General features: G+C 34.3%; 18 protein-coding genes and 1 tRNA gene. 12 read left to right on the top strand and 7 right to left on the bottom strand.

What is annotated here, in order from left to right:
* The gene (locus AW14_RS09610) at positions 1-1,305 is read left to right on the top strand and encodes a cryptochrome/photolyase family protein (protein WP_044638610.1); all 1,305 of its coding nucleotides are present in this window, start codon (positions 1-3) and stop codon (positions 1,303-1,305) included.
* 62 nt (positions 1,306-1,367) lie between these two features.
* Positions 1,368-1,997, top strand: coding sequence for an FEKKY domain-containing protein (locus tag AW14_RS09605; RefSeq protein WP_044638609.1), 630 nt, complete (start codon positions 1,368-1,370; stop codon positions 1,995-1,997).
* Here AW14_RS09605 and murA read toward each other — a convergent pair whose 3' ends face one another.
* The 5 genes from murA to AW14_RS09580 all read right to left on the bottom strand — a co-directional run bounded on the left by murA (position 1,998) and on the right by AW14_RS09580 (position 5,159).
* Positions 1,998-3,311, bottom strand: coding sequence for a UDP-N-acetylglucosamine 1-carboxyvinyltransferase (gene murA / locus AW14_RS09600; protein WP_044638608.1), 1,314 nt, complete (start codon positions 3,309-3,311; stop codon positions 1,998-2,000).
* An 8-nt stretch (positions 3,312-3,319) separates the two neighbouring features.
* Positions 3,320-3,994, bottom strand: coding sequence for a DUF4290 domain-containing protein (locus tag AW14_RS09595; RefSeq protein WP_044638607.1), 675 nt, complete (start codon positions 3,992-3,994; stop codon positions 3,320-3,322).
* 67 nt (positions 3,995-4,061) lie between these two features.
* The gene (locus tag AW14_RS09590; RefSeq protein ID WP_044638606.1) at positions 4,062-4,355 is read right to left on the bottom strand and encodes a DUF493 family protein; all 294 of its coding nucleotides are present in this window, start codon (positions 4,353-4,355) and stop codon (positions 4,062-4,064) included.
* Between the two features lie 284 nt (positions 4,356-4,639).
* Positions 4,640-4,927 (bottom strand): type II toxin-antitoxin system RelE/ParE family toxin, encoded by a 288-nt coding sequence (locus AW14_RS09585; RefSeq protein ID WP_044638605.1) that lies wholly within the window; start codon positions 4,925-4,927, stop codon positions 4,640-4,642.
* Positions 4,920-5,159 (bottom strand): ribbon-helix-helix domain-containing protein, encoded by a 240-nt coding sequence (locus AW14_RS09580; RefSeq protein WP_044638604.1) that lies wholly within the window; start codon positions 5,157-5,159, stop codon positions 4,920-4,922. The genes AW14_RS09585 and AW14_RS09580 overlap by 8 nt, the downstream gene beginning before the upstream one ends.
* Before the next feature lie 233 nt (positions 5,160-5,392).
* On the opposite strand from AW14_RS09580, the gene AW14_RS09575 reads away from it, so the two are divergent.
* The 5 genes from AW14_RS09575 to AW14_RS09555 all read left to right on the top strand — a co-directional run bounded on the left by AW14_RS09575 (position 5,393) and on the right by AW14_RS09555 (position 9,950).
* Positions 5,393-5,932, top strand: a complete 540-nt coding sequence (locus tag AW14_RS09575; protein WP_044638603.1) for an AAA family ATPase — start codon at positions 5,393-5,395, stop codon at positions 5,930-5,932.
* Positions 5,933-7,837, top strand: a complete 1,905-nt coding sequence (locus AW14_RS09570; protein WP_044638602.1) for a RecQ family ATP-dependent DNA helicase — start codon at positions 5,933-5,935, stop codon at positions 7,835-7,837.
* Positions 7,838-7,849: 12 nt separating this feature from the next.
* Positions 7,850-8,797, top strand: a complete 948-nt coding sequence (gene fmt / locus AW14_RS09565; protein ID WP_044638601.1) for a methionyl-tRNA formyltransferase — start codon at positions 7,850-7,852, stop codon at positions 8,795-8,797.
* 188 nt (positions 8,798-8,985) lie between these two features.
* Positions 8,986-9,258 carry an HU family DNA-binding protein gene (locus AW14_RS09560; protein WP_044638600.1) on the top strand — a complete coding sequence of 91 codons (273 nt, stop codon included), beginning with the start codon at positions 8,986-8,988 and terminating at the stop codon, positions 9,256-9,258.
* A gap of 131 nt (positions 9,259-9,389) precedes the next feature.
* Positions 9,390-9,950, top strand: coding sequence for a YqgE/AlgH family protein (locus AW14_RS09555; RefSeq protein ID WP_044638599.1), 561 nt, complete (start codon positions 9,390-9,392; stop codon positions 9,948-9,950).
* Here AW14_RS09555 and AW14_RS09550 read toward each other — a convergent pair.
* On the bottom strand, positions 9,947-10,792 hold the full coding sequence (locus tag AW14_RS09550) for an aminotransferase class IV (protein ID WP_044638598.1): 846 nt from the start codon (positions 10,790-10,792) through the stop codon (positions 9,947-9,949). The two genes, AW14_RS09555 and AW14_RS09550, sit on opposite strands and share 4 nt — an antisense overlap.
* 66 nt (positions 10,793-10,858) lie before the next feature.
* Positions 10,859-11,248 (bottom strand): START-like domain-containing protein, encoded by a 390-nt coding sequence (locus AW14_RS09545; RefSeq protein ID WP_044638597.1) that lies wholly within the window; start codon positions 11,246-11,248, stop codon positions 10,859-10,861.
* A gap of 132 nt (positions 11,249-11,380) precedes the next feature.
* Between AW14_RS09545 and AW14_RS09540 the strand changes: the two genes are divergently transcribed.
* The 5 genes from AW14_RS09540 to AW14_RS14510 all read left to right on the top strand — a co-directional run bounded on the left by AW14_RS09540 (position 11,381) and on the right by AW14_RS14510 (position 23,412).
* A tRNA-Met gene (locus AW14_RS09540) sits at positions 11,381-11,454 on the top strand.
* A gap of 415 nt (positions 11,455-11,869) precedes the next feature.
* The gene (locus tag AW14_RS09535) at positions 11,870-12,115 is read left to right on the top strand and encodes a hypothetical protein (RefSeq protein WP_044638596.1); all 246 of its coding nucleotides are present in this window, start codon (positions 11,870-11,872) and stop codon (positions 12,113-12,115) included.
* Positions 12,116-12,327: 212 nt separating this feature from the next.
* Positions 12,328-13,524 carry an IS256 family transposase gene (locus tag AW14_RS09530; RefSeq protein ID WP_044637031.1) on the top strand — a complete coding sequence of 399 codons (1,197 nt, stop codon included), beginning with the start codon at positions 12,328-12,330 and terminating at the stop codon, positions 13,522-13,524.
* Between the two features lie 159 nt (positions 13,525-13,683).
* Positions 13,684-16,872, top strand: coding sequence for a MopE-related protein (locus AW14_RS09525; protein ID WP_044638595.1), 3,189 nt, complete (start codon positions 13,684-13,686; stop codon positions 16,870-16,872).
* Between the two features lie 198 nt (positions 16,873-17,070).
* On the top strand, positions 17,071-23,412 hold the full coding sequence (locus tag AW14_RS14510; RefSeq protein ID WP_052647473.1) for a choice-of-anchor D domain-containing protein: 6,342 nt from the start codon (positions 17,071-17,073) through the stop codon (positions 23,410-23,412).
* The last annotated feature ends 38 nt before the right edge of the window (positions 23,413-23,450 follow it).

Below are 23,450 nucleotides of genomic sequence, written 5' to 3'. Positions count from 1 at the left end.
ATGAAGCAACCCGTTAATGTATTTTGGTTTCGTCGTGATTTAAGACTAGATGATAACGTTGGATTTTACAACGCTCTAAAATCTGATAAACCTGTACTACCTATTTTTATTTTTGACAAAGAAATTTTGGATGAGTTACCTGAAGATGACGCGCGTGTAACGTTTATTTTTGAAACCTTGCAAACCATGAGAAAAACGCTGCAAGACGAAAGAGATAGTAGTATTGCCATGTTTCACAGTACTCCTAAAGAGGTTTTCTCGCAATTAGTTGAAGATTATGATATCGATACCGTTTTCACAAATCATGATTATGAGCCTTATGCTACAAAAAGAGACAACGATATAAAGGAGTTCCTTTCTAAAAACAACATTCGGTTTAAAACTTTTAAAGATCAAGTTATTTTTGAAAAAGATGACGTTGTAAAACAAGATGGCGACCCCTATGTGGTTTACACGCCTTACATGCGCACTTGGAAAGAACAGTTTAATCCTGAAAATTTAGAGATTTTTTACACCAATAGTTACTTAGATAATCTTGTTAAAAACACGCGATTACCTAATGTAAGTTTATCGGATATGGGTTTTAAAACTGCTAAACAAAAAATTGCAGATTACACTGTAACGCCTACTTTAATTCAAGAATACGAAGAAACACGAAATTTCCCTGCTAAAGATGCTACATCCCGTTTGGGTCCGCATTTACGTTTTGGCACCGTTAGTGTTCGTAAAATGATTAAAAAAGCCATTGCGGAGAAAAATGAAATCTTCTGGCAAGAACTAATTTGGCGTGAATTTTTCATGCAAATTTTATGGCATTTTCCAGACACCCATAAAAATGCATTTAAATCTAAATACGATGCTATTAAATGGCGAAATAACAAAGACGAATTTAAAGCCTGGTGCGAAGGAAAAACGGGGTATCCGCTAGTTGATGCAGGTATGAGACAATTAAACGAAACCGGTTTTATGCATAACCGAGTGCGTATGCTTGTGGGTAGTTTTTTATGCAAACATTTACTCATTGATTGGCGTTGGGGTGAAGCCTACTTCGCCGAAAAACTTCACGATTACGAGATGGCTAGCAACGTTGGAAACTGGCAGTGGGTAGCTGGTAGCGGAGTTGATGCAGCGCCTTATTTCAGGATTTTCAATCCGACGACACAAATTGAAAAATTCGATAAAAATTTAGAATACATTAAACAGTGGTGTCCCGATTTTCAGGAACTCACATATCCACAACCTATAGTAGACCATAAAATGGCCAGAGAACGTTGTTTAGAGGTTTATAAAGCAGCATTGAATTAATTTTTTTATTACAAAAATCTGTAACATTACAAATTTTAGAAAGTCTTTCTTAAAAAACTAAAATGAAACACTTACTATGCTTACTTGTAATGCTATTTAGCTTTACAGCTGCTAATGCAACAAAAAAAGAAATAATTGCATATGTTATATTCGAAAATAATACTGGTAAAACATTTGATTATGGAGAACTTGTTATCCCTGAAATTCAAACTAAAATTAAAGTAAATACCACTGAAAACTTTAAAATAACTTTACCTTTTAAAGGTAAGTATCATTTTCAGTTTTTGACCAATCAATTCTCAGTTTACATATTTCAACCAAAAAAAATTACAAATAAAAAAAACAAAATAATTATTCGATTAACCCATAAAAGCAACACGAATTTCGAAGACAAATCGAAGAATTATTCTTTTATTTTAAATAAGCAGAATAAAAGTAAAATAATAGAACAACTGTTGTTAACTGGTGATTTAAATTTCATAATTCATCGCATAGACAACGTATTTCCAGACGAATACATAAAATTCAAAGACATGTATGGTATTGGAGTTTTGAAAAAAAATTGTTTAACTAATCCATTAGATTATGAGCAAGCAAGGAAAAACAATCGCTTAATTTCAAATTACCTAAATCTAATTTATGGAAAATCTTGGTTAAAAAAACTTAAATCAAAACCACTAGGTGTTGAGTAATTAAGCATCAATACGCTCAATTTTAGCTCCAATAGCTCGTAAACGCTCGTCTATACGTTCGTAACCACGATCAATTTGTTCAATATTTTGAATTGTTGAAGTGCCTTTTGCAGAAAGCGCTGCTATTAGTAATGATACACCCGCACGAATATCAGGCGATGTCATTGTCATGGCCTTTAAAGTCGATTTAAAATCATGACCTATAACGGTAGCACGATGCGGATCGCAAAGAATGATTTTTGCTCCCATATCAATTAATTTATCCACAAAGAATAAGCGGCTTTCAAACATTTTTTGATGAATTAAAACACTGCCTCGTGCCTGCGTGGCTACCACCAAAATAATACTAAGTAAATCGGGTGTAAAACCTGGCCAAGGTGCATCGGCGATGGTTAAAATAGAACCATCAATAAAACTTTGTATTTCATAACCGTCGGTATGCGCAGGAATATGAATATCATCACCACGACGCTCGACCGTAATACCTAATTTTCTAAACACATTGGGTATAATACCTAAATCGTCCCAGGAAACATTCGTAATGGTAAGCTCACTTTTTGTCATAGCAGCTAAACCAATCCAGCTGCCAATTTCAATCATATCGGGAAGCATAGTATGATGCGTTCCCGTTAGTTTTTGTACACCATCAATAATTAACATGTTAGAACCCACACCCGAAATTTGCGCGCCCATATTATTCAGCATTTTACAAAGTTGCTGTAAGTAAGGTTCGCAAGCAGCGTTGTAAATGGTTGTTCTACCTTCGGCTAAAACAGCAGCCATAACAATGTTGGCTGTTCCGGTTACCGAAGCTTCTTCAAGAAGCATGTAAGCACCTTTTAGTCTTTCGGCTTCAACACCATAAAACTGTTCTTCTTTATTGTATCTAAATTTAGCACCTAAGTTAATAAGGCCTTCAAAATGTGTATCTAATCTACGTCTTCCTATTTTATCGCCACCTGGTTTAGGTATGTAACCTTTACCAAAACGCGCTAGCATAGGGCCAACAATCATAATTGAACCACGTAAACCACGACCGTCTACTTTAAATTCATCAGATTCTAAGTATTTCAAATTAACCTCATCGGCCTTAAACGTGTAGGTACCGTTAGAAATATGCTCGATTTTTACACCTAGCTTTTTAAGTAAATTAATGAGTTTGTTAACATCTACAATATCAGGAATGTTATGTATAGTAACGAGTTCTGGAGTTAAAAGTACAGCACATAAAATTTGTAAAGCTTCGTTTTTGGCACCTTGTGGTTGTATACTACCTTTAAGTTGGTGTCCTCCTTCAATTTTAAATGTTCCCATATATGTTCTTAGAAGCGTTTTCTTTGACGATTATTGTTGTTTGAAGCGTTCTTTTTAAAATGACCGCCTTTTTTATTGTTGCTATTGGTATTATTTGAAAATTTAGTTTTTGAACGCATCAAACTATTAGCGTCTGATAAATCTTCTTCAGAATTCTTTAAATTAATTTTTCCACCAGAAAGTTCGTATAAATGACCATAAATAACATCATCTTCTACAGTGTCTTTATTCCAATTTAAAAAACACTTTTTCATGTGGTTTGCAATGGTATAGGTTAAAGCTTCTTTAAGCTCACCATCTTCCCAAGTATTTGCTACATCAATCATGGTTTTAATATTATTACCATAAAAACGATACTTTGGGAAATTTTGCGGATATTTTAAAGGATCGGGACGCACCTCGTAAATCTCTTTTGTAGGTTTTTCGTAAGGTGAATCGGCATCCAATTCAAAATTAGACATTATAAATAATTGATCCCAAAGCTTATGCTGAAAATCGGGAACATCGCGTAAATGAGGTTGCATATTTCCCATTACTGCGATAATGGCTTTTGCAATTTTAATACGTTCTTCTTTGGTTTCGCGCGATTTAGCATAGTTTATCATTTTCTGCATATGTCTGCCATATTCAGGTATAATTAAATGCTCGCGCTCGGTGTTGTATTCTAAATTATCTATTGTCAAAATTAAATGTGTAGAGTTATTTTTAAGTGCATGTAGTTGTTATGCCTGTGCAAAATACAAAAAAAAACTAAAGACTAATGACACCTTCTACTTTTTCTGCAACTTCCTGATACTTTTCTATGACCGCATCTGGATTTCGCATTAATAAATTAACAGAAACGCTGGTATAATTTCCTTTTTTAGACTCGGTAGTATTAATTACTGCGCCCATATTATTAAAAATACCTTCTAAAATTGCTAACTTTTTATTATCGGATTTAATAATGAATTTATAAAGATATTCGGCTGGCCAAGAGGCCGTTTCATATAATTGTTCTCGTAATTTATTGTAAAATTCTTCCGGATTTGATGTCGTACTCATAGTCTTTTTATTAAATACAAATATAAGCTTAGAATATACATAATAAAAAAATATATAGGTTTAATTTAATGGTTTCAAACCCTTCATAAAACTTCAGTTTTCCATGAGATTTCTTTAATCGAAATAATAAATTTTACGTTTTAGACCTTTAATGATCTAGGCTTTGAGTAGTTGCTTGGTTTAGCACTTAACTTTGCAAGTACATACCAAACTGAAAATCCGAGAGGATTTTCAGAAGTAGGGAAAAACAATAGCTTGTTGGCAATAGTTTTCATTAATTCAGGTTACAGTTTTTCATTCAAATCTTGTCTTCCTACAATAGCCATTATTTCTACAATATCCTCATTTACTTTAAAGTAGATACTATCAACTCCACAAACACATCGTTTGTAGTCTTCTTTTATATAATCAACCGATTCAAATGAAAAAGGTCTTTGGCAAATAATTTCGAAATACTTAAAAAATGAGTCAAAGTATTTGTCCGCTTGAGCCATTCCAAATTTTTTCACACCGTAATGATGAATCCTTATCAAGTCATTTTTTGCTTCATTACTTAATTTATATTTATTCATTAAGTAATGACTTTGATTGAGCTAAAATTTCATTTTTACTTTCATTTGTAAATCCACTATTTTCGGCTTTTTCCAATTTAGCCCGAATCCAGTTAATTTCAACTTGTTGTTTTCGAGCTTGTCTAATCAAGTCATTTATTAGTTCACTCTTACTTGAATATTCATTTTTATCCACTTGAGTTTTCAGCCATTCATCGTTTGGCTTTGTTAATGATATACTTTGTCTTGCCATAATTTAATTGTTTGATGTAAATATACACCAAAAACGAATCATTTTAAAATTGTTGCCAATTTTCAAATATAAAACAGTCGCAATTTCAAAATATCCTAAACAGGCTTCATTTTAAATGGAATCAAGCTTTATCGCTAATATCAATTCTTAAAATACGCTGCTTTTAGAATTGTTAAGGTTCTTCTTTTTTTTCAACTTATAAATTCCGAATTTTACAGCTTAAATAAAACACGTTGAGCTCAAAAAGAATTGTTATAACAGGCGGACCAAGTACAGGGAAATCAGCAATTATTTCCGAATTATTAAAACGCGAGTACACCTGTCTTGAAGAAATTTCCCGTCAGGTTATTTTAGATGCCAAAAAAAAAGGCATCGACCAATTATTTTTAACCAATCCCTTGTTGTTTAGCGAATTACTCCTTGAAGGTAGACAGCAACAATTTGAAATAACAAATACATTTGAAACACCCTTCACTTTTTACGATAGAGGCATTCCAGACATAGTGGCTTATATGGATTTTATAGGAGCCACCTACCCTACCGAATTTACCAATGCCTGTAAAAACGCTGTTTACGATACTGTGTTTATTCTTAAGCCTTGGGAAGACATTTACACTGTCGATAACGAACGTTACGAAAGTTTTGAGCAAGCACTAAAAATTCACGACAATTTAGTAAATACCTATAAAAACTATAATTATACGCTTATTGATGTCCCTTTCGATACGGTAGAAAACCGATGTGATTTTATTTTAAAAGTTTTAGGCATGTAAATGGAACATCCTTTAAATATATTAGAACGGTATTGGAATTACACCGCATTTAGACCCGAACAAGAGGCCATAATAAATTCGGTTTTAGAAGGCGAAGACACTTTTGTGCTTTTACCTACGGGTGGTGGTAAATCGTTATGTTTTCAAATACCAGCGCTTATAAAACCCGGAATTTGCATCGTTATTTCGCCTTTAGTGGCATTAATGAAAGATCAGGTAAAGCAATTAACCGATAAAGGTATAAAAGCCATGGCCTTAACTAGCGGTATTGATTACAACCAATTAGACACGCTTTTAGACAATTGCATTTACGGAAATTATAAATTTTTATACCTATCGCCAGAACGTTTACAACAAGAACTGGTTCAAGATCGAATTAAACAAATGCCGGTTAATTTAATTGCTGTAGATGAAGCCCACTGTATTTCGCAATGGGGCAGCGATTTTAGACCCGCTTATAAAAATATTGCCCTTCTCAGGCAAATACAACCCAGTGTAAATGTGGTGGCTTTAACAGCATCGGCAAAACCAGAAGTTGTTAACGATATTGTAACAGAACTAGATTTTATTAATCCGAAAATATTTAAACATTCCTTTTTAAGAACCAATTTAGCATACATGGTGTTTCATGAAGACGATAAATACTATCGCATTGAAACCATTTTAAAAAAATACAAAGCCTCGTCTATTATTTACGTTAGAAACCGAAAAGCGACCCTAGAATTAAGTGCTTTTTTAAACTCCAGAAACATTAGCGCCACCTTTTACCATGGCGGATTGCCTAATATGGAAAAAGATGCCAACATGAAAACTTGGATTGATAACCAAAAACAAGTTATGGTAGCCACCAATGCTTTTGGTATGGGTATAGATAAACCCGATGTTAAAACCGTAATACATATCAATCTTCCAGATAGTATAGAAAGTTATTTTCAGGAAGCGGGTCGTGCGGGTAGAAACGGCGAGAAAGCTTTTGCTGTTATTTTGAAAAATAATAGTGACGCGCAGTTAGTTAAAAATCAGTTTTTAAATGTGCTGCCTACAGTAGATTTTGTGAAACAAGTGTACCGAAAGCTCTGTAATTATTTTCAAATATCATTTGGTGAGGGCGAATACCAAACGTTCGATTTCGATTTTAATACCTTCTGCAAAACATATAATTTTAATCAAACGTTAACCTACAATGCGTTGTTATTGTTAGACCGAAATAGCGTTATCACCTTATCGAAACAATTTAAAAATAAAGTTCAGGTTCAGTTTATAATTTCTTCCAACGCTATATTTAATTATCTAGAAACCCATCCCGATTTAACCATTATTGTGAAGTCAATATTACGCATGTATGGAGGCGTTTTCGATAATATAACGAAGGTTGATTTGTTTAAAATTGCCGAAAAGGCATCGGTAAACGAGCAACAGGTAAAACAAGCGTTAATGCAATTAGAAAAAGATGGCATTATCGTATTAAATTTAGCAAAAACCGATGCTCAAATAACATTTATCGAACCTCGTGAAGATGAAAAAACCATCAATAGAATAGCTAGTATTATCGAGCAACAAAACAAATTAAAACAAGACCAGGTAGCAGCCATGCTAGACTATATTGAAAATGAATCGGTTTGTAAAAGTTCGCAACTGCTAGAATATTTTGGAGAAACAAACACCAAGCCCTGTGGCATTTGTTCTGTTTGCATCAAAACGCCTAAAAAATCAAAACCACAAAACACAGGTAATCTAAGAAATCAAATTATTGAATTACTTGAAACCGGCGATAAATCGTCGAGACAGCTTATTGAACATTTACATTGCACCGATAATGAGTTAAAAACCGTTTTAAACTTGCTTTTAGAGCATCATATTATTAGTATTACACCAACAAATACTTATAAATTAAGTCATTTATAACATCCAAAAAAGATGAAAGCATTAAGAATCGTATTTATGGGCACACCAGATTTTGCTGTAGCCACATTAAAAACCTTAGTAGAAAACAATTATAATGTTGTGGGCGTTATTACGGCCCCAGATAAACCAGCAGGACGCGGAAGAAAATTAAACGAAAGTGCCGTAAAGCAATACGCTTTATCACAAAATTTAAATATTTTACAACCAACTAATTTAAAAAGCGAATCATTTTTAAGCGAACTAAAAGCTTTAGAAGCCAACTTACAAATTGTTGTTGCTTTTAGAATGTTACCGGCAGTTGTGTGGAAAATGCCAGAATACGGAACATTTAATTTACACGCCTCGTTACTTCCTAATTACCGAGGTGCAGCTCCTATAAATTGGGCTATTATTAATGGCGAAACCAAAACTGGCGTTTCTACTTTTTTTATTGATGAAGAAATAGATACGGGCGATATGATTTTACAAGAATCGGTTAATATTGAGCCCAATGAAAATGCAGGCAGTTTACATGATAAATTGATGACTATTGGAAGCCAACTGGTTTTAAACACCGTAAAACAAATTGAAAACGATAAGGTAATCACTCAGCCACAAGCAGAAGCTAGCGACTTAAAAACGGCCTACAAATTAAATCGTGAAAACTGCAAAATAAATTGGGAAGACCACATGGACAATATTTACAATTTAGTGCGAGGCTTGAGTCCGTATCCAGCTGCCTGGTGTACCCTAATAAACGGTGCAGAAACCTTAGATGTTAAAATCTATGCTACCGAAAAAGAAACAAGTTCTCATAATTTAGAACATGGCACTATTGTTACTTCAAAGCAAGATATTAAAGTAGCCGTTACAAATGGGTACATTATTATAAAAGAAATTAAACTCCCAGGAAAACGCCAGATGGATGTAAAATCGTTGTTAAATGGTTACGAGTTTGAAACAAATGCCAAAATGCTCTAAACCCTTATTGCCATTGATATTACAAAAATCTAGACAAAATAGCGTTCCTTTATTAACAAAAGCCATAAGTTATCAACAAAACTTTGTATTTAGCGCGCTATTACTTGCATAGGTGTATAATCCGTATAAATTTGTAGTAAGATTTAAAAAAATGTTTAACCAATTTATTAATAATTAAACTTTATATTATGAACAAAACAGATTTAATCGATGGAATGGCAGAAAATGCTGGAATTAGTAAAGCTGCTGCAAAAAAAGCATTAGAATCTTTATTAATTGACATTGAAGGTGCTTTACAAAAAGGAAACAGAGTTTCTTTAGTAGGATTTGGTTCTTGGTCAGTTTCTAAAAGAGCTGCAAGAGAAGGTAGAAACCCACAAACAGGAGAAACTATCAAAATCAAAGCTAAAAATGTAGTTAAATTTAAAGCTGGTTCAGATTTATCTGATGCAATCAACTAAATTTTATATTCTATAAAAAATTTAAAAAAGCCTTCACAATGTGAAGGCTTTTTTTATAAAATTTCTCAAACTATTGCATTTTTAATAAATAAATACTAGATTTAGTTATTAATACCTCAATGATTATGATTATGATTACAATACAACCAAAAAAGGGTAATTTGTTAATCGCTGAACCCACCATTATTGGCGATATTTCATTTAATCGTTCTATTATCCTGCTGGCAGATCATTCCCCCGAAGGTTCCATAGGATTTATTTTAAACAAACCACTAGAGTATGATATAAACGACTTGGTGCCTGAAGTTGAAGCAACTTTTAAGGTTTACAACGGAGGTCCTGTAGAACAGGATAATTTATATTTTATTCATAAAATTCCACATCTAATACCTAATAGCATTGAAATTTCTCTAGGCATTTATTGGGGTGGTGATTTTAATAAAGTTGCCGAACTGATTGCGAATAGAAACATCAGCGAAAGCGATATTAAATTCTTTTTAGGCTATTCTGGATGGGATAAAAACCAATTAGAAGAAGAATTAAAAAGTAACTCGTGGGTTGTAACCGAGAACACCTATAAAAACAGCATTATAGAAAAAGATTACGAATCGTTTTGGAAAGAAAAAATGCTAGAGTTTGGTGACGATTACAGCATCTGGTCTAACGCGCCAGAGAACCCTAATTACAACTAACTTAAACGTAATTTAGTGTTTAATTTTTGAAGCAGTATTTTAGCAACTTCATTATTAAAACTCTTTTTTCGGTATTTTGAAACCGAAGTAATTCCAGTAATAACATTGGTTATAAAAATTTCGTCAGCTTTTTGAAGTTCGAAAGGTGAAATAGAAGCTTCGGTAAATTCGTAAGTATCTTTCATATCTTTCAAAATCTCCATTATTTGCTTCCTCATAATACCTTTTAAACAACCATCGCTAAGTGGTGCTGTTTTAATAGTATTTCCTTTAACAACAAATACATTTCCATTTAAAGCCTCAACAACCTGCTTGTCTGTGTTTAAAATAAAACAATTGTTTAAATTGTTCTCTTTAGTATAAATACTGGCTACTACGTTTAATGCTTTATTGTTGGTTTTTAAAGTCGATAATAAACTGGGCGCTATATAATAATCTTTAAATAAATCTACTTCATAAAAAGCATCATGTGCTTCGTAAAAATCTGATGCTATTTTTTTTACTGAAATATTGTATCCAATAGCATTGGAAGTTGGTAAATACAAGCCACCTTCTACTCTATGCACCATTAATTTTACTCGAACAGACGATGTTCCAAATTGATTAGCATCAATGGTTTTTTGTATTTGCTCTTCAAGAAATTCCATGGTAAAATTCATGGGAATCTCCATTCGCATAATACGCATGGAAGCCATCAACCTAAAATAATGATCTTCCCAAAACAATAGTTTTCCATGAGCATATTTAATGGTTTCAAAAAGGGCATCGCCATAGGCATAACCTCTGTTTTGAATGGATAACACATGCGTTTCAGATAAAATAGTACCGTTAAAATTTGTCATAAAAAAAGCCCGTTTTCATTTTTATAGAAAACGGGACAAATATAATTTATTTAAATCTTTTATTGGTTAAGCAGAACCTAATACTTGTTTTAAACTTGAAATTTGGTTTTCCCAAAGCATTTTTGCTTCATCTACTTCGTCTTCTTCAGCAAAATCTGTAATAATTAATGAAACATCTTTTGTAATTTCATCTACCTGAATTTTAATTTCAAAAAATGATGTTTGATCGTTATCATCATTTACCCATCTAAATTTAATACGTTCACCTGTTTTTTTACTAATTAACTTCGCTTTTTCTTCGCTGTCATCCCAAATAAAGGTAAAAAATTCGCCTCTGGAATTCACGTTATCTGAAAACCATTCTGATAATCCTGAAGGTGTAGAAATGTATTGATATATTAATTGAGGAGAGGCTTGTATAGTAAATTCTATTTCAAATTTTATTTTATCTTCCATAAATGTCATTAAAATTATTAATTGCCAATATATACATTTAATAAGAAGTATAACAATAATTTTTAATATTATTTTATTTAAGTAAAACTTGTATAGAATAATATTGTTATTATCTTTGCAGCCTCAAATTATGGCGAGGTAGCTCAGCTGGTTAGAGCGTCGGATTCATAACCCGGAGGTCGCGGGATCGTGCCCCGCTCTCGCTACGAAAAGTAAAGTTCTGAAATTAAACGGTTTAGTTCACTCTAAACCGTTTTTTTATGTCTTATTTAAATGAAATTCTTACATTTGAACACAAAAGTGAACACGTTTTTGAACACGGTTTGAGTAAAAAACCCCATTTTTCAACCCAAAAATTTACACAGCTAACGGGAATTTAAATAAACGTTGGTATGTGTATTTTTCATTTCGCAATCCGCAAACAGGAAAATTAGAGCGTATGAAAAACATATATGGCATTGCCAATACTTACAAAAAGAAAGAAGATCGACTTTCCGTTTTAACTATCTATCGAAAACGACTCATTATTCTTCTTAAAAAAAGTTACAATCCTTTCGAAAATAACGAAGCTTTATTTGAAAAAGAAGAGACTATAGCTGTTAAGGGAAATGAAGCTAAAGCATGTATTATAACAATACTTGTCGCAATAAAGCGCATCATGCAAGACAAACCCACAACATTAAATTACAAACAGAAATTGCAAATCTACCTGAAAAAAATATTTCACCTGTTAAAACAAAAATTGATAGTTTAAGTGCCCCTGGAATAGGAAATGCTACTTTAGGAACTTTAGCGGCAGATGGTTTGAAATCTTTATTTACCCCAATCGACAATAAACCAGCAACAAAAGGTGAATTAAAAAAATGACTGAACAAATTTTAGGTAGGTATCATAGGATATATAATATTCCTGCAAGAATTGACGGTGCACAACCCTATTTTGATATGGATGAAAACATTCTTGTTTATATAAATAGTCAATAAAATTTAAGGTAGTATCTCACAAAGTGTGTAAAGTTAAAAATATCGAGGGTTGCAACCCTCGATATTTTTTTGTTTAATTTTAAAATTTACACACTTATGAAGAAAGAAGATTTTCTAAACGACGATTTTTTAAAACAGTTTAAAACAGGAGACGAACTGACCTCCTTTCTAAAATCCATTCAAAAGCGAGGTATTGAAAAGATGCTAGAAGGGGAACTTGATGCTCATTTAGACTATGAGAAGCATCAGCAATCCGATAATAGCAATACCCGTAACGGCTATGGGTCTAAAAAGATAAAAACAGCTTTAGGAGAGACTAATATTAAAGTTCCCAGAGACCGGGACGCTTCTTTTAACCCTATGCTGGTTCCTAAACGCACTAACATGGTTGATGGCATAGAAAACGTCATTATCAGCCTTTATGCCAAGGGTATGAGTAATTCTGATATTGAAGAGCAAATCCGAGAAGTTTACGATTTTGATGTATCCACATCTACCATATCACGTATCACAGATAAAGTTACCAATGATATTGTTGCTTGGCAAAACAGACCTCTGGAGCCCGTATATTTAATTACTTGGATGGATGGCATCGTATTTAAGGTTCGGGAGAACTCCAAAGTCATTAACAAAACCATGTACATCGCCGTAGGACTGCGTAGAGATGGTAAAAAGGAAGTCTTAGGGCTTTGGTTGGGGAAGAATGAATCGGCAGCCTTTTGGATGAGTGTACTAACCGATATGAAAGCCAGAGGCGTTCAGGATTTGCTTATCACGGCCACAGATAATCTTAACGGTTTTACCGACACCATTAAAAACGTTTTTCCTGAATCTAAAACCCAAATCTGCGTGGTACACCAGATTCGTAATGCTTGTCGGTATGTTGTTTGGAAAGACAAGAAAGAATTTACAAAGGACATGAAAAGCATCTACGATGCACCCACCAAAAGTGCAGCAAAAGCCGCCCTAGAAGACTTTGCTCAGAAATGGGAACACAAGTACTCTTACGCTATTAAAAGCTGGAGAGATAACTGGGAAGAACTTACCGCTTTCTATGAATTTCCTTTAGAAATTAGAAAAATCATTTACACTACGAACCTTATTGAAAACCTTAATGGAAAAATCAGAAAATACACTAAAAACAAGCTCTCATTCCCAACAGATGAAGCTGTTATGAAGTCCACTTTTTTAGCCCTTAGAGAGGCTACCAAAAAATGGTCGATGCCTATTAGGAACTGGGGCATTATTTTAAACCAGTTTTTAACTATATTTGAAAAAAGGGTTCAACTTTAAAAAAGTTAAACCCTCGATTTTTAACTTACACACTTTACGGGATAGTGTCAAATTCTTATTGATGCTTCTAACAACTCCTTTTTACATAACCAGCCTACAGTATATCTAAGATTTGATTTTAGAACAGATGGCACCAACAGAGATGACTATTATACTAATATGGATTTTGAAGGTTTTAGTTTCGATGATTTTAAAGTAACTAAAATACAAATACCCTGCGACAATTCTAATCCTCCTACTGGCTTAACAGCAGATGTTACAACAACGGCTTTGTCTGCAATAATTAATTGGAACCCTATTCCATCAGCTACCTACGATTTAAGATATAGAGAAATTGGAGCTTCATCATGGACAGAAATTACAGATTTAGCAACAAATACCTATACAATTAGTGGTTTAGTGAATGATACAGATTATGAGGTTCAAGTTAGTACACGTTGTACTCTTGCAAGTTCAATTTATAGTTCTTCAGTTAATTTTACTGCAACCGCTTGTACGGGTGCATCAATTAGTTCATTTCCTTACTCTGAAAGCTTTGAAGCTAATTTTGGCTTATGGAATCAAGGTCTAAATGGAACAGATGATAATATTGATTGGACGAGAAATAGTGGTGGTACGCCTTCTATAACCTCTGGTCCAACAGGTCCATCTGGAGCATCCAATGGTAATCAGTATATTTTTGTAGAATCTTCATCACCCAACAATCCAAGTAAAAAAGCATTTTTAAACTCTCCTTGTTTTGAACTTGATGGTTATGAGAACACAGAACTTATATTTGACTATCACATGTTTGGTTCTACTATGGGAACATTGAAAGTAGAAGTTACTAATGATAATGGTTTAACCTATACTTCTGTTTTCACAGTATCTGGCCAACAACAAACATCCGCAAGTGCTGCTTGGACAACACAAAACATAAATCTGAATTCTTACGATGGACAAACTATAAAAATAAGATTTTCAGGAACCACTGGTAGTAGTTTCGCAAGTGATATTGCGGTAGATAATATAAAAATCAATGCTAATGCAGTCACATTAACAACATGGTATCAAGATTTAGACTCAGATGCATTTGGAAATCCATCCGTTAGTATCAACGCAGTTTCTCAACCTACAGGTTATGTTGATAATAATACAGATTGTGATGATAACGATAATACCATCAACCCAAATACGGTTTGGTATGTAGGTGTGGATACCGATGGTGATGGATTCTTTGGAAGTACGACTTCGGTAACGCAGTGTACATCGCCTGGGGCTGGGTATTCAACAACCGCTCAAACCACTAATGATTGTGATGATAACGATAATACCATCAACCCAAATACCGTGTGGTATATTGGTGTAGATAACGATGGTGATGGGTTCTTTGGAAGCACTACCTCGGTAACGCAGTGTTCATCGCCTGGTGCTGGATATTCAACAACCGCTCAAACCACTAATGATTGTGATGATAACGATAATACCATCAACCCAAATACCGTGTGGTACATTGGTGTGGATACCGATGGTGATGGATTCTTTGGAAGTACGACTTCGGTAACGCAGTGTACATCGCCTGGGGCTGGGTATTCAACAACCGCTCAAACCACTAATGATTGTGATGATAACGATAATACCATCAACCCAAATACCGTGTGGTATATTGGTGTAGATACCGATGGTGATGGGTTCTTTGGAAGCACTACCTCGGTAACGCAGTGTTCATCGCCTGGTGCTGGATATTCAACAACCGCTCAAACCACTAATGATTGTGATGATAACGATAATACCATCAACCCAAATACCGTGTGGTACATTGGTGTGGATACCGATGGTGATGGATTCTTTGGAAGCACGACTTCGGTAACACAGTGTTCATCGCCTGGGGCTGGGTATTCAACAACACCTCAAACCACCAATGATTGTGATGATAACGATAATACCATCAACCCGAATACGGTTTGGTATGTAGGTGTGGATACCGATGGTGATGGATTCTTTGGAAGTACGACTTCGGTAACGCAGTGTACATCGCCTGGGGCTGGGTATTCAACAACACCTCAAACCACTAATGATTGTGATGATAACGATAATACCATCAACCCAAATACCGTGTGGTACATTGGTGTGGATACCGATGGTGATGGATTCTTTGGAAGCACGACTTCGGTAACACAGTGTTCATCGCCTGGGGCTGGGTATTCAACAACACCTCAAACCACCAATGATTGTGATGATAACGATAATACCATCAACCCGAATACGGTTTGGTATGTAGGTGTGGATACCGATGGTGATGGGTTCTTTGGAAGCACCACTTCGGTAACGCAGTGTACATCGCCTGGGGCTGGGTATTCAACAACACCTCAAACCACTAATGATTGTGATGATAACGATAATACCATCAATCCAAATACCGTGTGGTATATTGGTGTGGATAATGATGGTGATGGATTCTTTGGAAGCACGACTTCGGTAACACAGTGTTCATCGCCTGGGGCTGGGTATTCAACAACACCTCAAACCACCAATGATTGTGATGATAACGATAATACCATCAACCCGAATACGGTTTGGTATGTAGGTGTGGATACCGATGGTGATGGATTCTTTGTAAGTACGACTTCGGTAACGCAGTGTACATCGCCTGGGGCTGGGTATTCAACAACACCTCAAACCACCAATGATTGTGATGATAACGATAATACCATCAACCCAAATACCGTGTGGTATGTAGGTGTGGATAACGATGGTGATGGGTTCTTTGGAAGCACTACCTCTGTAACACAGTGTTCATCGCCTGGGGCTGGGTATTCAACAACACCTCAAACGACCAATGATTGTGATGATAACGATAATACCATCAACCCAAATACCGTGTGGTATGTAGGTGTAGATACCGATGGTGATGGGTTCTTTGGAAGCACGAATTCGGTAACGCAGTGTTCATCGCCTGGGGCTGGGTATTCAACAACACCTCAAACCACTAATGATTGTGATGATAACGATAATACCATCAACCCAGGAGCTATAGATATACCGAATGATGGCATTGATCAAGATTGTAATGGATACGATGAAAAAACTTTAAATATTGAAGTTTTAGATATGAATACAATCATGGTTACACCAAATCCTTTTAGTAATTACATTAAAATTATATTACCTAAATTTAAAGAATACTCTAGTTTTGATATTAAGATATTTGATTTAAATGGAAGATTAGTTTACATTAAAGATGTTAATAATACTTCAAGTTCAATAACTATAGATGGTTTTGAAAATTTAGAACAAGCACCCTACATAATAAAAGTGTTAAACAAAAAAACAGGTGATGTTTTGATTAGAAGAATTCTGAAAAAATAGATAAAATTCTTCGATTATAAATTTTAAAAAGAGCTGATTTTAATAAAATCGGCTCTTTTTTTGTTTAAAATCGAATTTGCAAAATATTGATTATCAATAATTTAAAAAAATATATGCATTTCATCGATGAAATTTGCATTTTATAGATAGTTTTATATATATTTGCCATGTAAATGCTATTTATTAACTCTCTCAATTATGAAAAAATGTATTCTTTTTCTAAAAAAATTTAATGTATTTTTTATACTAGTTTCTTTTTTTAGTTTTAAATCAAACGGACAATGTGCTTCCTCTGGTAACACGAATTATAACACTGGTATAACATTTGTTTCTTTTAATACAATAAATAATGCTGACATTCCAAAAAATGTAGGTTACGAAAATTTTACTGGAATTTCTACGAATGTAAACCAAGGCTCCTCTTACAATTTAACTGTTAGAGTTAATACCGATGGTAACTATACTGTACATGCATTTGCATGGATAGACTGGAATCAAGATGGTGATTTTTCGGATGCAGGTGAGACATATGATTTGGGTGACAGAAGAAATGTAATTGATGGGACAACATCCTTAATTCCCTTATCAATTTCAATACCACTTACAGCTGCAACTGGAAATACCAGAATGAGAGTATCAGCTAAATATAACTCAAATCCTTCATCCTGTGAAACAAATTTCGATGGAGAGGTAGAAGATTATTCTTTGAACGTAATTGGAAGTTCTTCTCCAGAAATAAACATAACAGGATTAGGCAATACCATTGTTAGTGGTGATACAACACCAAACATTTCAGATGATACCGATTTTGGAAATGTTAGCACCGTATTATCAAGCAAATCAAATACATTTACAATACAAAACACAGATATAGGTACATTAAATCTAACAGGTTCACCAAGAGTTTTAATCGGTGGGGCTAACGCTTCAGATTTTACAGTAACTTCAAACCCATCTGCAACTATTACTGGAAATAGCAGCTCTACATTTACAATTAGATTTATCCCAGGTGCAATTGGTTTAAGAACAGCAACAGTTAGTATTATTAATAACGACACCAATGAAAATCCTTATACATTTACCATACAAGGATATGGATCAGGTCTTGCTCAAGAAATAAACGTAAGAGGTTTAGGAAATAATATTTTGTCAGGTGATACAAAACCTACAACATTAGATAATACCGACTTTGGAAGTGTTTTAACTACAAGCAATAAAACAAATACGTTTGTTATTGAAAATTTAGGAACTTTAAACAATTTATCTCTAACAGGTGCCTCTCCTTATATTACATTTACAGGAACAAATGCAGGAGATTTCTCTGTAACAACAATTCCTAACAATAATATTTCTGCAAACAACAGTACAACTTTTGCTATAACATTTTCTCCTACTGGTGGTGGGATAAGAACAGCGACCTTACGTATTGCAAATAATGATTCCGACGAGAATCCTTATACGTTTAGTATTCAAGGTGTAGGAATTGTTCCTTTGCCAGAAATGAATATTCAAGGAAATTCAATTAATATTTCTGATAATGACACAACTCCTTCACTAACAGATTTTACAGATTTTGGAGATTATGGCGTTTCTTTAGGAAGTATAACTCACAATTTTGTAATTGAAAACACAGGACCTGGCACACTAAATTTAACTGGTGCATCGCCGTATATTACCATTTCGGGAGCCCATGCTTCAGATTTTACAGTATCTACAATTCCTAGCAATGCTATTGCTCCAGGAAGTAGCACCACATTTAGCATATCGTTTGACCCAACGAGCTCTGGTTTAAGGACGGCTACAATTTCCATTTCAAATAATGATAGTGATGAAAATCCATATAATTTTAATGTACAAGGAACAGGTGTTACTGCTCCTCCTCTATATACAGCATATTATGAAACTTTCGATATTTCAAATGGTGGTTGGAATGTTATTAGATCCACAAACGATACATGGATTTGGACGAATTCGTATCCAGCTTCTGTTACTAATGAATTAGCAGAAGGCGGTTTTTGGAGAAATAATTCTTATAATAGTTACTCTAACAATTCTTGGATTATTGTAGAAAGCCCAGAGTATAATTTTTCTGGTCTTCAAAATTTAAATTTAAGTTTAGATGTTGAATATAATACCCAAAATGATACTGATGGAATGAGAATTTTATATTCTGTAGGTAGTGGTGCTTTTACTCCATTAACAGGATCTGGAACTAATTGGTATGATGATTACACAAGCGTATTAGGTGGTGATGGTTGGAACGATGATAGTCATCCCGACTTACCTGCTTTCTCTGGACCATACAGTCATTTTAAAAATGCTAAAATAGAATTACCTGATGCTATTTTTTCTAATAGAAGTAATGTTAAATTTAGAATTGAATTTAGAACTAATAACAATACTACAGATGTTGGTGTTGGTTTTGATAACTTCAAAATTGATGCAGATCCTATTACCACACTAGCTAATTCTACTGTTGCTCCGGCAAATATAAATGGCAATCTTCGACTATGGCTAAAAGCCAACGATGGTGTTTCTGTTTCAGATGGTGCTCGATTAACTAATTGGGAAGACCAAGCTTACAGCACTACATTAGATAAAGAGGATGCTACAGCGGCTAACTATCTGGCACCTACTTATAGAGACAACGCGAACAGAAACTTAAACTATAACCCTATTTTAGATTTTAACAATAGTAGTACAGAATACATGAACGGAAAAGGCGGATTCTTTTCTCAAGATTATTTTGTTGTAGTAAAAAGTGATGATGTTGTAAATACATCCATAGGATCTTCAAATAGACAATTTCCATTAGGTGGTAAATCGGATACTGCTAATTATCATGAAGATCCAACTGGTCTTGCCTTTGGAAGTTCTACAGGTAGATATGTCGATGAAGTAATAGCTCATAACTTAGGCGCCTATGTAAATACCCAAAATGGAACTCCCGGAGTAAACTCTTACGGAAGAGCTTACACTTCTAACACAGATAGTTATAATCATGTTTTAATTGTAAACGTTAAAGCTAACAATAGCAGAAACTCTCAAGAAATTTATAAAAATGGAAAACGAATTGATAATACTACAGGTACAACCGGAACAAGCGGAAATGGAAATCCATTAAATTATTATGAGTTTAATAATTTACCATTCTTAATAGGAACAGGACGAAGTGGTTTAAATGGCAGATCAAGCTCTCAACTAAATGGAATGCTTGGAGAAGTTATTTCTTATAGTGCACCAAATTCGGCTTTAAATAAACAAAAAATTCAGAGTTATTTGGGAATAAAATATGGTGTAACATTGCAATCTGATGGTAGTTCGTTAACGAATTATAGATTGAATGATGTTAATTATATCGATTCTCAAGGAAATGTTATATGGGATACAAATTTAAACTCTGGATATAATTATGACATCGCTGGAATTGGAAGAGATAATGCCTCACAGTTAAACCAGAAACAATCTAAAAGTCAAAATATAGAATATGATGGTGTTGGACTTACTAGCGGCTTTTTAACTATAGGCTTAACCAATACTTATAACACAAACAAAGAAAATATTAACAACAATACCACAAACTTTAACGACAGACAGTTTTTAGTTTGGGGTAATAATGGTCGAGATATTAACTTGGCAGCTACAACTGTTAATGTAGATATGAGTGCTGGTATTCCTGGGCTTTCTACTCCTGTATCGTTCGTTGCGATGCAACGTATTTGGAAAGTAGTAGAAACTGGGGGCGATATACCTTCTTGTAAAGTTAAAATACCTCAAAATGCGATTAGAAATATTTCGCCTCCTGGAAATTACTATATGTTTATTTCAAGCACAGGTATTTTTGACCCTACGGCAGATTACAGAGTAATGAAACCAGACGGCAACGGAAACCTTTTGGCCGATTACGATTTTGATGGAACAAAATATATAACTTTTGGTTATGCTCCGCAAATTATTGTTGAACGCTCTGTTAAGTTTGATGGTGTACAAGATTATATAGATGTTGAAGATCATTTAGATTTAAACCCAACCCAATTTACCATGTCGGCCTGGGTTAAGCGTGACACCGGAACCGTAAATGCATCAATAATTTCTAAAAGAAATGCTTCTAATACCGAAGGTTACGACTTTAAAATTAATGGTCTTGGAAGATTTGAATTTAGTGTAAACGGCGGGGCGTCAACTTTAGCTTCTTCAGTAGTAATTCCAGAAAATGAATGGCATCAGTTGGCGGTTATTTATAATAACGGTACAGCTAAATTATATATAGATGGTGTAGAAGACACATCTAAAAACATGCCTGCACCTATCGCAACAACACAATCGTTTTACATTGCTGCAGCAGGAAAAAACACGCCTACAGCTTACTTTGCTGGTAATATTGATGAAGTAAGAGTTTGGAAAAAAGCTCTTACAGAAGACCAGTTACATTACATCATGAACCAAGAAATAATTGACAATACCACTTTAGCTCTAAAGAAAGGAGATGTTATACCTACAACCATTAGTAAAAACGAATTAAACCCGTTGCCTTGGTCAGAGTTAGATGGTTACTACCCTATGTCTGTTTACACCTACACCAATACCGATGATATGTCTGGTAATGGAAACCAAGGGGCTTTAAGAAACCTCGATACTGTCGATTTTCAAACAGCGCCATTACCTTATCAATCTCAAGCAGATGGTTCTTGGGATGCAGATGCTACTTGGTTAAATAACGCGGTACAAACATTACCTAATGCTTTATCTATTATTGATGGTGTAACGCCTATCAATTGGAATATTGTTGAAACCAATCATAACATTTATTTGGGAGCAACTAGTACCAGTGCAAGAAATAGAGATTGCCAGTTAGAAGCTTTAATTATTAATGGCGGCGACCTACAAGTAAACGGAGATACGGCGTCCAATTCTGGAATTGGCTTAACCGTTACGCACTATCTTAAAATTAATGGAACGATGGATTTGGAAGGCGAATCGCAATTAATACAAACAGAAAACAGTGATTTAGACAACACGAGTACTGGAAGTGTAGAACGCGACCAACAAGGTAATTCTAATACTTATGTTTATAATTACTGGAGTTCGCCTGTAGCTCCAAACTTTAATTCTAGCTACAAATTACCAGATGTACTTACCAATGTAGGCTTTTTAACCTCTGGCTATAATGGTAGTGCTTCACCTGTGAGAAATGCCGATTATTGGATTTGGAAATACTCAAATAAAATTGGTAATACTTATTCACAATGGCAACATGTAAGAAGCACGGGCTCGCTTTTAGCTGGAGAAGGTTTCACTATGAAGGGACCAGGCACCGCAACACCAGACCAAAACTATATTTTAAAAGGGAAACCTAATAACGGAAATATCTCATTAACGATTAATGCAAACAACGAATATTTAGTTGGAAACCCTTATGCGTCATCGCTCGATGCCAACGAATTTATTTTAGATAACATTCATACTGCCGATGGTGGTAGAAACTCGCAAAATGTTATTAATGGATCACTGTATTTTTGGGATCACTTTGCTGTAAATTCTCATATACTAAGAGAATACGAAGGTGGTTATGCTGTTTATAATTTAACTGGAGGTACACCAGCCATTTCTACTGATACGAGAATAAATGCTACTGGTGCTGTTGGTACCAAAATTCCAGAAAGATATATTCCGGTGGCGCAAGGCTTCTTTGTTTCTGCTATATCTGATGCAAGTTTAGCTGGCTTATCGCAACCTATTACAGGGGGCACCATTAGATTTAAAAATAGTCAAAGAGTCTTTAAAAAAGAAGGAGCTACTATTACAAATACGGGATCGGAATTCTTTAAAACAGTTAAAAACAAAAAATCTGATATCGACAACAGGCCTAAAATTAGATTGATGTTCGATTCGCCTAAAGGTTATCACAGACAACTTTTAGTGGGGGCAGATACTAAAGCTTCAAACGATTTTGACTTAGGTTACGACGCTATACTTGCCGAAACCAATAGTGAAGATATGTACTGGAAGATTAATAATTCTAAATTTATAATCCAGGCCGTTAATAATTTTAAAGACGACCAAACTTTACCTTTAGGTTTAAAAATAGCGAAAGGTGGATTGGCTAAAATTAGATTAGAAGACACCAATAATTTAGAAAAAAACAAAGCTATTTACTTATATGATAACACATTAGGTATTTATCACAATCTAACCAATGGACCTTATGAAATTTATTTAACACCTGGTGTTTATTCTAACAGATTTGAAATAAAATTCACAGCCTTAGATAAATCTTTAAGTAGCGTTGATTTTGAAACATCGGAGTTAGATGTTTATTACGCTAATGATAAAAACAGCTTAATACTTCACAATAAAACACTTAAAGAAATTAAGAATATAGCGTTGTTTAATATCCTTGGGCAGTCTATAAGTATATTTAATAATGTGGAATCAGTAAACTATCAGGAGTTTAAAACGAAACCTTTAAGTACTGGCACCTACATTATAAAAGTAAACACCTATGATGGTGCTTATTCTAAGAAGGTTTTAATAAATTAGAAATAAAAAGATGATAAATAAAAAAGCCTCAATAAATT

Origin of the sequence: Siansivirga zeaxanthinifaciens CC-SAMT-1 (assembly GCF_000941055.1) — a bacterium.
Lineage (GTDB): Bacteria > Bacteroidota > Bacteroidia > Flavobacteriales > Flavobacteriaceae > Siansivirga > Siansivirga zeaxanthinifaciens.
This window is presented reverse-complemented; position numbering and strand designations above follow the sequence as displayed.

Excerpts from the sequence above, each read along its gene's own strand:
- AW14_RS09610 (WP_044638610.1), top strand. The coding sequence starts at position 1 with ATGAAGCAACCCGTTAATGTATTTTGGTTTCGTCGTGATTTAAGACTA.
- AW14_RS09605 (WP_044638609.1), top strand. The coding sequence starts at position 1,368 with ATGAAACACTTACTATGCTTACTTGTAATGCTATTTAGCTTTACAGCT.
- murA (WP_044638608.1), bottom strand. The coding sequence starts at position 3,311 with ATGGGAACATTTAAAATTGAAGGAGGACACCAACTTAAAGGTAGTATA.
- AW14_RS09590 (WP_044638606.1), bottom strand. The coding sequence starts at position 4,355 with ATGAGTACGACATCAAATCCGGAAGAATTTTACAATAAATTACGAGAA.
- AW14_RS09585 (WP_044638605.1), bottom strand. The coding sequence starts at position 4,927 with ATGAATAAATATAAATTAAGTAATGAAGCAAAAAATGACTTGATAAGG.
- AW14_RS09580 (WP_044638604.1), bottom strand. The coding sequence starts at position 5,159 with ATGGCAAGACAAAGTATATCATTAACAAAGCCAAACGATGAATGGCTG.
- AW14_RS09570 (WP_044638602.1), top strand. The coding sequence starts at position 5,933 with ATGGAACATCCTTTAAATATATTAGAACGGTATTGGAATTACACCGCA.
- fmt (WP_044638601.1), top strand. The coding sequence starts at position 7,850 with ATGAAAGCATTAAGAATCGTATTTATGGGCACACCAGATTTTGCTGTA.
- AW14_RS09560 (WP_044638600.1), top strand. The coding sequence starts at position 8,986 with ATGAACAAAACAGATTTAATCGATGGAATGGCAGAAAATGCTGGAATT.
- AW14_RS09555 (WP_044638599.1), top strand. The coding sequence starts at position 9,390 with ATGATTACAATACAACCAAAAAAGGGTAATTTGTTAATCGCTGAACCC.
- AW14_RS09550 (WP_044638598.1), bottom strand. The coding sequence starts at position 10,792 with ATGACAAATTTTAACGGTACTATTTTATCTGAAACGCATGTGTTATCC.
- AW14_RS09545 (WP_044638597.1), bottom strand. The coding sequence starts at position 11,248 with ATGGAAGATAAAATAAAATTTGAAATAGAATTTACTATACAAGCCTCT.
- AW14_RS09535 (WP_044638596.1), top strand. The coding sequence starts at position 11,870 with ATGTATTATAACAATACTTGTCGCAATAAAGCGCATCATGCAAGACAA.
- AW14_RS09530 (WP_044637031.1), top strand. The coding sequence starts at position 12,328 with ATGAAGAAAGAAGATTTTCTAAACGACGATTTTTTAAAACAGTTTAAA.
- AW14_RS09525 (WP_044638595.1), top strand. The coding sequence starts at position 13,684 with ATGGATTTTGAAGGTTTTAGTTTCGATGATTTTAAAGTAACTAAAATA.
- AW14_RS14510 (WP_052647473.1), top strand. The coding sequence starts at position 17,071 with ATGAAAAAATGTATTCTTTTTCTAAAAAAATTTAATGTATTTTTTATA.